Origin of the sequence: Synechococcus sp. WH 8109 (assembly GCF_000161795.2) — a bacterium.
Taxonomy (GTDB): Bacteria; Cyanobacteriota; Cyanobacteriia; order PCC-6307; family Cyanobiaceae; genus Parasynechococcus.
In genome coordinates this window covers 579,205-591,323 of sequence record NZ_CP006882.1, presented here as the reverse complement: position 1 = coordinate 591,323, position 12,119 = coordinate 579,205, and the positions used below count along the sequence as shown (strand labels likewise).

The window sequence follows — 12,119 nt, the reverse complement described above, 5'->3', positions numbered from 1 at the left end:
ACGACTCAGCAACACAACAGCACGGGGGTCAGCGGTGGCGTTTCAAACGTTGGCCCAGCATCCGATCGGCCACCAGTGCCCCGCTGGCAACAACATCGGCCAGGGTGGAGAGGAGTCGGTAGCTGAGAACAACCGCGAGCAACTGCGCCTCTGGCACGGCAGCACCCAAACGCAGCAGCAGGGTGGCCTCAAACACCCCGAGCCCCCCGGGGGCACCAGGCACCACCAGCCCAACGGCGTAGGCCAGACCAAAGGCCGCAAGCCAGGTAAACGGTGCCGGACTTTGAATGCCAAAGGCCTGCACGCTGCACCAGAACCCGGCAAAGCGGCAGAGCACAAAAAGCAGCTGAAGGCTGAGGGGCCGCCAGGGATAGCCGCCGCGGCAGGTTCCCTCACTTTCCAGGGGCCCACTGCCAACCGACTGCAATTGCGCCGCCTTGGAACGCTCGAGTCGACGCAGAAGGGGCTCGCGCCAGCGGGAAATCATCAACAGCGCGGGCCATGGAGCCAGCAGGGCAAGGCCCTGCTGCCATCCACCAGCAACCACAACAAGAACGGACGCCGCCACGATCAGGAGCGGATCAAGGATCGCCCCGGCCAGGGCAGGGCCGCCGCCAATCGCCGGACGCAGCACCCGGACCCGCTCCACCAGATGCCAGATCCCTCCCGGCAGGTACTTGAGCAGGTTGCTCCGCACAAACAACGGCACTACGGCAACCCCCTGGGGAGGATGTCTCAACCAGATCAGAAGATCGCGCCAGGCCAGACCATTGATCAGGATGCTGAGCCAGGTGAGCCCCAGCCCCAGCACCAGCCACCAACAACCGTTGGCCACCAAGCTCAGCTGGCGAAGTTGGCCCGCCTGCTGGGCCAGAGCCACAGCGATGAAGATCACGCTGGCCAGCGTGATCCAGAGCTTAGGTTGACGGAGAACCTTGCCCATCAGGCCCAATCCTCCGAGCTGACGAACGGCGCTAATGCAACAGCAGCCCGAAGCTCATCAAAAGAACACCCGGTGCTGGCCTGAAGAGCCTCAAGGGCATCCGCCTCGGCTTTGACGGTGGAGCGGCCATCGGGGCGACGCACCTGTTTGGCCGCGACGGGACCCCAGGGCGTTTCGAGCACACCCTGCCGCCTCGGCAACACCCAGCGTCCCTGGCGCCGCTCCCGCAGGCCGATGCTGCTGCCAGCACTGAGCCAGAGGCTGCGGAGCTGGTCGGCATCCCCATCCCGCACCAGCGCCGTCAGCAACTGGCCACTGCGGCCCTTTTTCATCAGCAACGGCTGCACCGCCACATCGATCGCTCCCGCATCACGCAAGCGATTCGTCAACACCGCAACCTCCTCTGGAGTGGCGTCATCGATCCAGGCTTCCTGCACCACCAACGACTCCCAACGGGGACCTGCCTCCGCAGTAACGGCTGGGGTGTGCAGCACCAGGCGCACCAGGTTGGGGCGATCCAGTTGGCGGTGGCCGAGGCCAACACCCACCTTTTCAGCCACCAAACGTTCAGGAGCGACAAACTGATCTGCCAGAACCGACACCAGGGCGAGGCCCGTGGGTGTCACCAACTCTCCTGTGGGCAGATCTCCGCCCTGAAGCAGAGGAATGCGGTGACGTCGTGCCAGTTCAAGCACGGCGGGAGCGGGCACGGGCAACAGGCCATGGGCGGTTGCCACCGTTCCGCTCCCCGCAGGCAACGGGGAACAGACGACACTGGCTGGATTGAGGTCGTCAATCGCCGCACAGACACCCACCACATCCACGAGGGCATCGATGGCTCCAACCTCATGGAAGTGAACGGACTCCATGGGAGTTCCATGCACGGTGGCTTCGGCTTCCGCCAGACGGGTGAAAACGGCGAGCACACGTTGCTTCAGCGATGGCGCCAGAGCAGCTGCATTGATCTGATCACGGATCCCCGACCAATGGCGGTGGGGCGGCTGATCCTCAAGACCCTCCACATCAATGCGTACCCCTCGGAGACCAGCACTGCGCGCCTCGTGCCGGGTGAGGCGATAGCGCCCCGCCAAACCGAGGGCCGCCAGAGGCGACTCCACCACGGCCTGGTCCACACCCAGATCAAGCAGTGCGGCCAGGAGCATGTCTCCTGCCAACCCTGTTGGTGCATCAATCCAAAGAGCGCTCATCTCCCAAGACGCGGAGCCGCCTCCAACAGAACACCGGCCTGCTGGTCAAGCACCTCACGCTGCTGACGCAACTTCTGCTCAATCTCCCGCCGGGCGCGTCGCTGCTCCCGCTGGGCGGTGGCCACGTCATGGCCTGACATTCCCCAAAGCCGTCCCAGCAAAGCGCGGTCATCGGCCCCTCCACGGGCCTTGCCAAAGACCACGGTCTCAGCGGCGATACCGGCCTGAAGCACCCGGCTCCAACGGCGTAGATCCTCAAGCGGCATGCGGACGCTGTCCGGCACGGCGAACTCCGTGGCGCCGCTGCTGCGCAGTCCTGCACGCACACAGGCCAGAGTTCCCACCAGCACCTGCTGAACCGGAAGTTGTTCCGCTTCCGCGATCAGAACATGGCCCGCCTCATGCACCGCAATCCGACGCAGACGCTCCTGCCCACCGGGCAAAGCTTCGGCAAGGATGTGCCCCCCCCTGCCTTCCCAGGTGGCGGCATCAACGCTGAGGGTGACCAGGGCACCCCCAACCGCCACCACGATCCAGGCAGCAGACAGCCCCAGGGCAGGACCAAAAGCGCCGAGGGCGGTGATGCCGGCAACGGCAACGCCGGCCCGAAGTGCCCCCGTGGAGCCCTGCCCCCTCTCGGCCATCAGCTGCGAGCGCGGGAGGTGGCACGGCCACGACCTCCCTTGGATTTGCCGCCACGCGTCGGCATAGGAGCAATCACTTCGTGATTTTCGAGGTGCAGTTCCTGGCCCTGACGGCGCAGGTCAAGACTGACGAAGTGACGCAGGTTTTCGAGGGGGAGCTCTCCCTTGATCTGGAGTTTGAAGGGAAGCGGACGGTGGCCGTCGGCACGAGCCTGCTGCCGCACCTTCACCACCATTTCGCCGGTTTCAGGCTTGGTGAAGATCAATTCGCCTCGAACGGAGAAGAAGTCGTCCCCCTCCGGCAGGGTGTCGGAGGCATCGGCTTGGTCTGGAGCCAGGGTGCTGGGTTCCCAGACCCCAGCGATCTGGAGATGCAGATGATCACTTTCACGGCTTCTGGGGTACACGACCCAGAGGTGGGGTTGATCCAGGGGCAGATGCCGCCGCATCAGGGTGAGCACCCGACCGAGCACGACGGTTTCCAGGGGAACCCCATTGGCATCGGTCAAGGTGCCACGGGTGAGTTGCTCGAGGTCGGTTGGGGCGTAAGTGCCGCGCACAAGACCGATGGCCCGGTACTGCAACGGCTCTGTAACCGGGGGAATCGGATGGGCGCGCATTGATGCTGATCCGGGCGGAGTCAAAAGCCCTTGTAAAGACTGTAGCCAGCCCACTGCAATCTCCTCAGACTGAAGTGGCTGATTCGAGATCGGATGCCCAGCCCGCGCCGGATTCTGTTGCTGCTGGCGTCCATGGTGGGTGCTGCACTGGTCGGTTGAATCGCCGCGGCCTCCATGGCCCCGGAAACGCGAGCGCGCAGCAGTCGCCAGGCTGAAGATCTGCAGGTTGAGCTGCTGATGCAGCAGCTCCAGGACCAGGACGAACTCAGCGAAGCAGAACCGGGCCTGCTACCGGAACGCTTGGTGACACTGGACCGCCTGCAAGAGGCCGAAGTGGTGCTGCAACCGTGGCTGTCTGGCCGCTCCACGCCGCGCGAACTCACCCTGTTTAAAGCCGATCTGCAACGTCGGAATGGCCAGCCCGAGGCCGCCCGGCGCAGCCTCCAACATCTGCTGCGGCTGCATCCGAATGATCTGCAGGCTCTGCAACAGCTGGTGCTCCTGGACCAAGAGCAGGGACGTCAGCGTCAGGTGACAGCAGAGCTCACTGCCCGGTTCAAGGGCCTGGAGCCTGGCCAGAGTTTGGAGATCGGTTTGCCTTTGGCTGATCTGCTGCGACAAAATGGGTTCGATCAGATCGCGATGAGGTTCTACGGCCAGCTGGCCACAGAGAACAAAGCTGATGCAAGGCCCCTGCTGGCCTTGGCCCTATTGCGGCAAGAGCGAGGTGATTCGGAGTCGGTTCACACCCTGCTCAAGCAGGCCCGACAACGACGGGACGCCAACGGGAGGATCAACCCCCTGATCGAGGTTGTAGCAGCACAACTGGGATTGAGCGCAGCCCGCAGAACCAGATCAGAACCCTCCAGCGCTACTGCGTCGCCGGAGGGTTCTGGTAGGCCTTGAGGGCCGCATCAATGGCATCGGAGGGTGGCGTTGCGTCATCCATGGCCGTCGCCCGACGGATCTGGTTCAAAAAATCCATGGGGTTGGCGGCATCCAGAATTGAGCCGCTGCCATTGGTGTTGCCGTAGATCTCGCGTTCCTCACGGTTCTGAAAGGGAGCTTCAACCTGGGCCTCTACACCCATGGGAATGGCCGTCGCCACCAGGAAAGACAGCACAACCTGAGCGATAGCCGCAAGCCGGCGAGACATCAGCGGAACCCGGAGTTCTCTGATGCTAAGGGTCTTTGACGCCACTGGATCAGCCGTGCAGATCGCCACCTGGAACGTGAACTCGGTCCGCACGCGATTGGATCAGGTGCTCAGCTGGCTGGAGAGCGAGCAACCGGATCTGCTCTGTCTGCAGGAAACCAAGGTGGATGACCCCCTGTTCCCGCTGGAAGCCTTCAAATCTGCTGGTTGGCACGTGCACATCCATGGCCAGAAGGCCTACAACGGCGTTGCCCTGATCAGCCGCGAGCCCTTGGAGGATGTGCGCTGCGGCTTTGCTGGGGAGCTCCCGAATGATGCGGAAGCGAACGATCTCGGCGCACAGAAGCGCGTGATCAGCGCAATGCTGAATGGCGTTCGCGTGCTCAACCTCTATGTCCCGAATGGATCGAGCCTGAAGTCGGAGAAATACCCCTACAAATTGGCCTGGCTCGGCTGCCTGAAGCGTTATCTCGATGCTCAAGAGCAACGCGGCGAGCCGCTCTGCATGGTCGGCGACTTCAACATCGGCCTTGAAGCACGCGATCTTCCTGACCCCGACCGCCAGACCGGCGGAATCATGGCAAGCGATGCCGAACGCCAGGCCCTTCGTGACGCACTCGGTGAACGGCTTCAGGACGTGTTCCGCGTGTTCGAACCAGACTCCGGTCACTGGAGCTGGTGGGACTACCGCAGCGGTGCCTGGGATCGGGACCGAGGTTGGCGCATCGACCACGTCTATTTGTGCGACGAGCTGTTGGGACTCGCCCGCAGCTGCGTCATCCACAAACGCATGCGCGGCAACCAACAACCCAGCGACCACGCCCCTGTCAGCGTCGTCGTCGACTGGCCTCCAACCGACGACGACGAAGGGGATGAACCGTTCTTCTGATCCTTTTCAGTAGACATCGACGCTGACGGGGAGCGTCACCATCCGTTTCGCCGATTCACCGCAGGTGCGCGGCGTGGGCAGCACCTTGCCGGGATTGGCACGGTTGTCTGGATCAAAAGCAGACCGCAACAGCCCCATCGTTTCCAGGTCGTCGGGGGTGAACATCCAGTCGAGATAGCAGCGCTTGTCGGCGCCGACGCCGTGCTCTCCACTGATGCTGCCACCGGCATCAAGACACACCCGCAGGATGGCAGCACCGAGCTCCTTCACGCTCCGCTCCACGTTGGGCTGGTCCAGTGAATACAGGATCAGCGGATGGAGGTTGCCATCGCCGGCATGGAAAACATTGGCCACAGGCAGGCCGTGCTCTTGGCTGAGCCGTTCAATCGCCGCAAGCACCGACGGAAGGCTGCTGCGGGGAACGACACCGTCTTGAACGTAATAGGTCGGCGTGATTTTTCCCACCGCTGAAAACGCAGATTTGCGGCCTTTCCAGAGCACCGCGCATTCCGTGGGGTCTTGGGCCCGACGCAGCCCACGGGTACCTGCCGCGCGACAAAGCGCCTCGGCCCGCTCAGAAGAGGCCTGAACCTCAGCCTCTTGCCCATCAATCTCAATAAGAAGGACAGCCGCGGCATCACGGGGGTACTCGTCGTAGCCGAAGAAATCATTGACGGCGTTGATGGTGACGTTATCCATGATTTCCATCCCCGCCGGCAGGAGGCCGCTCGCGGTGACCGATCGCACCGCTTCCCCTGCCGCTTCCATCGTGGCGAAATCCGCCAAGAGCACGTTCACGCACTCTGGAGCCCGAAGCAGGCGAAGGGTGATGGCCGTCGCGATGCCCAGCGTTCCTTCGCTGCCGATGAACGCACCACGTAGGTCCAGTTCGGAGGATTCGGCCAGCCCGTTGCCCAACTGCGTGATGGTTCCGTCGGGCAGGACCACCTCAAGCCCCAGAACGTGATTGCTGGTCACGCCGTATTTGAGGCAGTGCACCCCGCCGGAATTTTCCGCCACATTGCCGCCGATGCTGCAAACCACCTGGCTGGAGGGATCCGGGGCGTAATAGAACCCCTCTCCTGCAACGGCGCGCGTCACCCAGCTGTTGATGACCCCGGGCTGCACCGTGACCCGCTGATTGGCAAGATCAAGGTCGAGCACACGACGCATGCGACTGGTCACCACCAGAAGCGCCTGCTGATCCACCAACGCTCCCCCCGAGAGGCCGGTGCCGCTTCCACGAGCCACAAACGGCACACCGTGTTGATGGCAGCACTGCAACACCGCAGCGACCTGTTCGGTGGTCTCCGGCAGCACCGCCAGGGGCGGACAGTGGCGCTCAAGCGTCAGTCCGTCACAGTCGTAACTGAGCAGTTCCTGACGCTTCGCCACGATGGCCCGAGGGGGCAGACATCGGCGCAGATCCCTCTCCAGCACTGACCAGTCGTGGGCCACATCGATCTCGATCTGATCAAAGACTACGCATCAAAATGCGTGCGAAGTGGGCAATTAAGAAACACAGCAAACGGAACCGGTCGTTCCTGAGTCAGGATGTTGCACGGTTTGCATCAGCCCTTTGGCGTCGGTTCCAGTGACAGCTCCCGCGTTGAACACCAGCCACTCCCAGGCCATCTTCGGCGCAGCACAGGCCCTGATGCCCGGAGGTGTCAGCTCCCCTGTGCGGGCGTTCAAGTCGGTTGGCGGTCAGCCGATCGTGTTCGATCGGGTGAAGGGTCCCTATGCCTGGGACGTGGATGGCAATAAGTACATCGACTACATCGGCAGCTGGGGACCGGCCATCTGCGGCCACGCCCACCCCGAGGTGATCGCAGCACTGCAGGAAGCGATCGAGAAGGGCACCAGCTTCGGAGCACCTTGTGCCCTGGAAAACACCCTGGCCGAAATGGTGATCGACGCTGTACCCAGCGTTGAGATGGTGCGCTTCGTCAACAGCGGTACCGAAGCCTGCATGGCTGTGTTGCGCCTGATCCGTGCTTACACGGGCCGCGACAAGGTGATCAAGTTCGAGGGCTGCTATCACGGCCATGCGGACATGTTCCTGGTGAAAGCCGGTTCCGGTGTGGCCACACTCGGCCTGCCCGACTCCCCCGGTGTCCCGCGCAGCACCACGGCCAACACCCTCACGGCGCCTTACAACGACCTCGAAGCCGTTAAGGCCCTGTTCGCCGAGAACCCCGACGCCATCGCGGGCGTAATCCTCGAGCCGATCGTCGGCAACGCCGGCTTCATTCAACCCGAACCCGGCTTCCTTGAGGGTCTGCGGGAACTCACCAAAGAGCACGGCGCTCTGCTGGTGTTTGACGAGGTGATGACCGGCTTCCGGATCAGTTACGGCGGTGCCCAGGCACATTTCGGGGTCACCCCAGATCTCACGACCATGGGCAAGGTGATCGGTGGCGGACTTCCCGTCGGCGCCTACGGCGGCCGCGCCGACATCATGGGAATGGTGGCCCCCGCTGGCCCGATGTATCAGGCCGGGACTCTCAGTGGCAACCCCCTGGCGATGACCGCCGGCATCAAGACCCTGGAACTGCTCAAGCAGCCCGGCACCTACGAGAAGCTGACGGCAACAACCCAGAAGCTTGTGGCGGGCATCAAGGACGCCGCCCAATCCGCTGGCATGCCGATCACCGCGGCCAGCGTCAGCGCCATGTTCGGCTTCTTCCTCTGCGAGGGCCCCGTGCGCAATTTTGAAGAAGCCAAGAGCACGGATTCAGAACGCTTCGGCAAACTGCATCGGGCCATGCTCGAGCGGGGCATCTACCTCGCACCGTCAGCCTTCGAAGCCGGTTTTACGTCCCTGGCTCACTCCGACGCCGACATCGAAGCCACGATCAACGCCTTCCGCGAAAGCTTCGCGGCTGTGGCCTGATCATTCCGTGCTGGCCTCAGCACCTCCTCTACATCCACTGGTCTGCACCATTCAGAGAGTGGAGGCTCGGTGGTCTGGCCGCCCGATTGCAGGTATCCGACAGCTCGAGCAGCAGCAGTTTCGGGTTGAGCGGGGTGAGAACCCTGCTATTGAACCGGAGACGGTGATCGACAGCAGACTCACCCCCCTGGTGGAGCTCTTCAGCAGTTCCGGTGTCAAGCAGATCGCGGGTTCTCGCATGACCTATCACTGGTCCCATAAAGCCTCATTAGGAGCGCTGGCATTCAATGACTCGGGCAACTCCAGCAGAACTGCCCAGGAGACTCGTGTCGCTGACAGCGGAGATCTGGTCATTGATGTTCAAAAGGGATTTGAACTCAGCCAGCAATCCCGGCTGACCCAATCGGCTGGGACGAAAACCCTGAGCAGTCTTTTTGAAACGGCCCATGGCTCCTGCCGAGAACAACGCTGAGTCTTTACTGGTTCGAGCGCGCCAGGCCGCCGAACGTGCCCATTGCCCCTACTCGAACTTCCACGTGGGGGCCGCAGTGCGGTGTGATGACGGCAGTGTGATCGAAGGCTGCAATGTGGAAAGTGCCAGTTATGGCCTGAGCATCTGTGCAGAGAGGGTCGCCCTTTTCTCGGCGATCAGCCAGGGCAAAAAACCGCTTGAACTGGCCGTGAGCTGCATCGATACCCAGAGCGATGCAGTCCCAGGGTCCCGCATGCCATGTGGCGCCTGCCGTCAGGTGATGCAGGAACTTCTGCCAAGCAAGGCCAAGGTGAGCATCGATGGTGTGGGCACAAAGCAACTCGAACAACTCCTTCCTGCTCCCTTTGAGCTGACACAACCAAACATCGACTGATCGTCACCATCACAACCCTGAAGCACTCATCCAAGAGCGAGCAGCATCAACAGACCACGATTCACCCGAACATCAGGATCGCGCCCAACAAGCCAAGGCTTTGTCGGGATCATTGATGTCAGAGACATCGCTGTAGACGTACTTCTGCCATTCCCTTTCAGGGAGACCGGCAAACACCATCAAGTTGAGCGGATACTGCTCGGAATCGGTGCACCTGCGGAAATCATCCCGAAACAGGAAGGTGGGTTTACCCAGGGCAATGGCGGCACCAAGCTCCACCATGACCCCCTCATCGGGAGGCGTTCCATTCACGATGGCGAACAGCGCATCAGCATCACGCACATCCTGCAGGTCCCGCTGCGCGACGCGATAGGCCCATCCCGGTTCCGCCAGATTCACCTGACCGTTGCGCGCAAAGGGCTCCCAGACCTCCAACCCGAGGGCTTCCAATGCCGCGATGAACTCCGGCAACAACAGCCGCTTCCACTGCTCAGAAAAGCCGTACGGAGACGCCAGATAAATGGTGCGTGCACTGTTGTACATCACAGGCATCGGGAGGCGCGATACTCCTGCTCATCGGCACGGGCCAGCTCCAGGTTTTCCCAAGGAAACACCAGCCATTCCGACGACTCAGCAACCTCGACTGCCACCCACCAATCAGGATGCCCCTTGCTGACCCAAACCGCAAAGGACGCCTGCGGCACCTCAGCTTTCAATGCCTGCAAGGTGCGTCCCGTTTCATAGACATCATCCACAATCAGGGCTGATGGCTCGGGTGCTGAGAGCAAGGGGCGATCGATGGCATGGCTGAGGGCTACGGCAAGGCACAGGCCCCCACGGGGGACCCCATAAACGCCGGTCACCGCAGAACCGGCAAAGCGTGAAGCCAACTGCTGCACCGCCTGATCGAATTGGGCCCAGCTCAGTACCCGCATAGCCGGAGAATGACACATCCACGCTGTGATGCCCCTTGAGCCGAGATATCCCGCCCCAAGAACAAAATCGCAAATGGTTTCGCAGCCATCTGCTCAACCGCGAACTGGAATTACAGGAGCTCTATGACCTGCCGCAGGGAGAGCTGGATTTAGTAATGGCAGAGACCGCTGAGATCCGTTCGGACCCTGAAAACCGATCCCGCAGTCATGGGCGCTGGTGCACCGCCGGCTATGTGCTGGAACTGGCAAAGATCATCGATGCCCGACGAGCCCGGGACCTGAGTGCTTAAACGTCGCCCCTCAGCAAAAAAAACGTCCCAACCATGATCGACGAGACTGAACATCCTGCCGGAGCAATTTCAAAACTCGTTGTTGATCACCGACCAGTCTTTCTTTTAATCAGCGATAGTTCTCAAACTGCAGAGGAACATCAAGGTCATCCTCCTTACTCTTGACGAGCTGAATCGCGGCTTGCAAGTCATCTTTGCTCTTACCCGTGATCCGCACACTTTCACCCTGAATCGCCACCGTCACCTTTTTGAGCTCATCGCGCACCATCTTGCTCAACTTCTTCGCAATCTCCTGACTGAGGCCCTTACGCAGCTTCACCACCTGCTTCACCCGATTACCTCCGACGGTTTCAGGTGTTTGAAAATCGAAAATCTTGAGGGAGAGGTTGCGTTTGGTCGCTTTGGTTCGCAGCACATCCTCCACCGCCTGAAGCGTCATATCACTGGCCGTGGTGATCACCAGCTCCGTTTCCTCAAGATCGATCTCGGTGCCGGAATCCTTGAGGTCATAACGGTTGCCAACATCACGACGAACCTGATCAAGAGTGTTCACCAGCTCCTGACGATCAAAGTCAGAGACCACATCGAAGGAATAAGTGCTAGCCATGTCGCAAACCTGTCGATCCTCCAGTTTAGAAACCCATCGATCACCAGCAGGGTGTGGTCCACCCGAGCCCGTTAGGGTCCCGGGGATTTATTGGATGTCATGACTCCTGCGTTTGCCTGGGCCCTTTGCCTGATGGGAGCCGTCGTCATGGTGAGCATCGTGCTCACCGGGGCCGGACGGGCCAAAGCCGACTTCACCATGGCGGATCTTCAGGCGCCTCGGGCGATGTTTGAACGGCTGCCCGCCTTCGGGCAGCGCGCCGTGTGGGCACAGGAGAACAGCTGGGAAGCACTGACCCTGGGGGCACCGGCCATGCTGTTGTGTCTGATCAGCGGAGTCAGCAGCCCCACGGCCATCGCAGCAGCGTGGATCTGGCCAGGCATCCGATTTATCTATCTGTTTGCCTATCTCGGCAACATCCCACCCCTGAGGGGACTTTGTTGGGCTACGGGGGTGACTGCCGTTGGCATCTGCTACGTGGAGGGACTGCGGGCCGTGATCAGCGCCGCCGGCTGATCAGTCGAAATACAAAAGGCTCACCACCTTCCCCATGTCCTCAGCAGTTCGTGCACTCGCCAGCAGGGTTTCACTGTCGTGAAATGCGAGACAGATCAACTGATCACAGCGGTTGATGATCTCTTGGTTGCACAAACTGCTGGCCATCGGCAAGGGCAGGTCGTCCTGCTCGGGCTTGTCCACAAGGTGCAACACCCGATCCAAGAGATCTCGGATTTCAGGCACCTGTCGATCGAGGCTCTGGGGCAAAAGCACGGTGAGCTTGGAGGGATCCACCTCAAGACACCCGCGAATCACTGCAGCATTCACCCCCTGAGATCCGGATGTGATCAGAGAATGGCCTTCCTGCACCAGTGAGCGAGCCACCAATTCGATCAGGTGAACCGCCACAACAGGCACATGGCGGCTACCGAGAATGGCAATCCTTCGTTGGCTTTTGTCCTGCAAAAGAGCGAGTTCCTGCGCAAGCGTGTCAACCCGATCAAGAGCCGGCAGATCCAGTGACTGACCCAAGGAAAACTTGCCGCCTGATTTCATCGGAAGTTAGCA

General features: G+C 61.4%; 17 protein-coding genes. 7 read left to right on the top strand and 10 right to left on the bottom strand.

What is annotated here, in order from left to right:
* Positions 1-28: 28 nt before the first annotated feature.
* Genes Syncc8109_RS03140 through Syncc8109_RS03125 form a run of 4 tightly spaced genes read right to left on the bottom strand, consistent with a single transcriptional unit; the run spans position 29 to position 3,415 of the window.
* Positions 29-943, bottom strand: coding sequence for a lysylphosphatidylglycerol synthase domain-containing protein (locus Syncc8109_RS03140; protein WP_025362145.1), 915 nt, complete (start codon positions 941-943; stop codon positions 29-31).
* Positions 943-2,151, bottom strand: a complete 1,209-nt coding sequence (gene larC / locus Syncc8109_RS03135; protein WP_006851701.1) for a nickel pincer cofactor biosynthesis protein LarC — start codon at positions 2,149-2,151, stop codon at positions 943-945. The genes Syncc8109_RS03140 and larC overlap by 1 nt, the downstream gene beginning before the upstream one ends.
* Positions 2,148-2,795, bottom strand: coding sequence for a hypothetical protein (locus Syncc8109_RS03130; RefSeq protein WP_006851134.1), 648 nt, complete (start codon positions 2,793-2,795; stop codon positions 2,148-2,150). Before Syncc8109_RS03130 ends, larC begins: the two co-directional genes overlap by 4 nt.
* A complete protein-coding gene (locus tag Syncc8109_RS03125; protein WP_006850348.1) occupies positions 2,795-3,415 on the bottom strand; it encodes a hypothetical protein in 621 nt (206 codons plus the stop codon). Before Syncc8109_RS03125 ends, Syncc8109_RS03130 begins: the two co-directional genes overlap by 1 nt.
* 174 nt (positions 3,416-3,589) lie before the next feature.
* On the opposite strand from Syncc8109_RS03125, the gene Syncc8109_RS03120 reads away from it, so the two are divergent.
* Complete coding sequence (locus tag Syncc8109_RS03120; protein ID WP_006850045.1) at positions 3,590-4,321, top strand: hypothetical protein; 732 nt, start codon at positions 3,590-3,592, stop codon at positions 4,319-4,321.
* Here the strand turns inward: Syncc8109_RS03120 and Syncc8109_RS03115 are convergent.
* A complete protein-coding gene (locus Syncc8109_RS03115) occupies positions 4,287-4,571 on the bottom strand; it encodes a hypothetical protein (protein WP_006851974.1) in 285 nt (94 codons plus the stop codon). The genes Syncc8109_RS03120 and Syncc8109_RS03115 overlap by 35 nt on opposite strands.
* A 22-nt stretch (positions 4,572-4,593) precedes the next feature.
* Between Syncc8109_RS03115 and xth the strand changes: the two genes are divergently transcribed.
* Positions 4,594-5,460, top strand: a complete 867-nt coding sequence (gene xth / locus Syncc8109_RS03110; RefSeq protein ID WP_006851359.1) for an exodeoxyribonuclease III — start codon at positions 4,594-4,596, stop codon at positions 5,458-5,460.
* Positions 5,461-5,466: 6 nt separating this feature from the next.
* On the opposite strand, the gene Syncc8109_RS03105 is transcribed toward xth, so the two are convergent.
* Positions 5,467-6,918, bottom strand: coding sequence for an FAD-linked oxidase C-terminal domain-containing protein (locus Syncc8109_RS03105; RefSeq protein WP_006851600.1), 1,452 nt, complete (start codon positions 6,916-6,918; stop codon positions 5,467-5,469).
* A 136-nt stretch (positions 6,919-7,054) separates the two neighbouring features.
* Between Syncc8109_RS03105 and hemL the strand changes: the two genes are divergently transcribed.
* Genes hemL through Syncc8109_RS03090 form a run of 3 tightly spaced genes read left to right on the top strand, consistent with a single transcriptional unit; the run spans position 7,055 to position 9,222 of the window.
* Positions 7,055-8,356 carry a glutamate-1-semialdehyde 2,1-aminomutase gene (gene hemL / locus Syncc8109_RS03100; RefSeq protein ID WP_071823045.1) on the top strand — a complete coding sequence of 434 codons (1,302 nt, stop codon included), beginning with the start codon at positions 7,055-7,057 and terminating at the stop codon, positions 8,354-8,356.
* Positions 8,357-8,414: 58 nt separating this feature from the next.
* On the top strand, positions 8,415-8,828 hold the full coding sequence (locus Syncc8109_RS03095; protein WP_006850993.1) for a hypothetical protein: 414 nt from the start codon (positions 8,415-8,417) through the stop codon (positions 8,826-8,828).
* Positions 8,803-9,222, top strand: a complete 420-nt coding sequence (locus Syncc8109_RS03090; protein ID WP_045172699.1) for a cytidine deaminase — start codon at positions 8,803-8,805, stop codon at positions 9,220-9,222. Before Syncc8109_RS03095 ends, Syncc8109_RS03090 begins: the two co-directional genes overlap by 26 nt.
* Before the next feature lie 72 nt (positions 9,223-9,294).
* On the opposite strand, the gene Syncc8109_RS03085 is transcribed toward Syncc8109_RS03090, so the two are convergent.
* Together Syncc8109_RS03085 and Syncc8109_RS03080 are read right to left on the bottom strand one after the other, a co-directional pair.
* Positions 9,295-9,765, bottom strand: coding sequence for a nucleoside 2-deoxyribosyltransferase (locus Syncc8109_RS03085; protein WP_006851855.1), 471 nt, complete (start codon positions 9,763-9,765; stop codon positions 9,295-9,297).
* The gene (locus tag Syncc8109_RS03080) at positions 9,765-10,175 is read right to left on the bottom strand and encodes a phosphoribosyltransferase (protein ID WP_156915477.1); all 411 of its coding nucleotides are present in this window, start codon (positions 10,173-10,175) and stop codon (positions 9,765-9,767) included. The genes Syncc8109_RS03085 and Syncc8109_RS03080 overlap by 1 nt, the downstream gene beginning before the upstream one ends.
* 17 nt (positions 10,176-10,192) lie before the next feature.
* Here Syncc8109_RS03080 and Syncc8109_RS03075 point away from each other — a divergent pair, with 17 nt between their 5' ends.
* Positions 10,193-10,447: a hypothetical protein gene (locus tag Syncc8109_RS03075; RefSeq protein ID WP_006849734.1), complete on the top strand. Its 255-nt coding sequence runs from the start codon at positions 10,193-10,195 to the stop codon at positions 10,445-10,447.
* A 109-nt stretch (positions 10,448-10,556) separates the two neighbouring features.
* Here the strand turns inward: Syncc8109_RS03075 and Syncc8109_RS03070 are convergent, their stop codons facing one another.
* Complete coding sequence (locus tag Syncc8109_RS03070) at positions 10,557-11,054, bottom strand: YajQ family cyclic di-GMP-binding protein (RefSeq protein ID WP_006850457.1); 498 nt, start codon at positions 11,052-11,054, stop codon at positions 10,557-10,559.
* Positions 11,055-11,153: 99 nt separating this feature from the next.
* Here Syncc8109_RS03070 and Syncc8109_RS03065 point away from each other — a divergent pair, with 99 nt between their 5' ends.
* The gene (locus Syncc8109_RS03065; protein ID WP_198015266.1) at positions 11,154-11,570 is read left to right on the top strand and encodes an MAPEG family protein; all 417 of its coding nucleotides are present in this window, start codon (positions 11,154-11,156) and stop codon (positions 11,568-11,570) included.
* Here the strand turns inward: Syncc8109_RS03065 and Syncc8109_RS03060 are convergent, their stop codons facing one another.
* Positions 11,571-12,107, bottom strand: a complete 537-nt coding sequence (locus Syncc8109_RS03060; RefSeq protein ID WP_006851763.1) for a hypothetical protein — start codon at positions 12,105-12,107, stop codon at positions 11,571-11,573. It lies immediately after the preceding gene.
* Between the last annotated feature and the right edge of the window lie 12 nt (positions 12,108-12,119).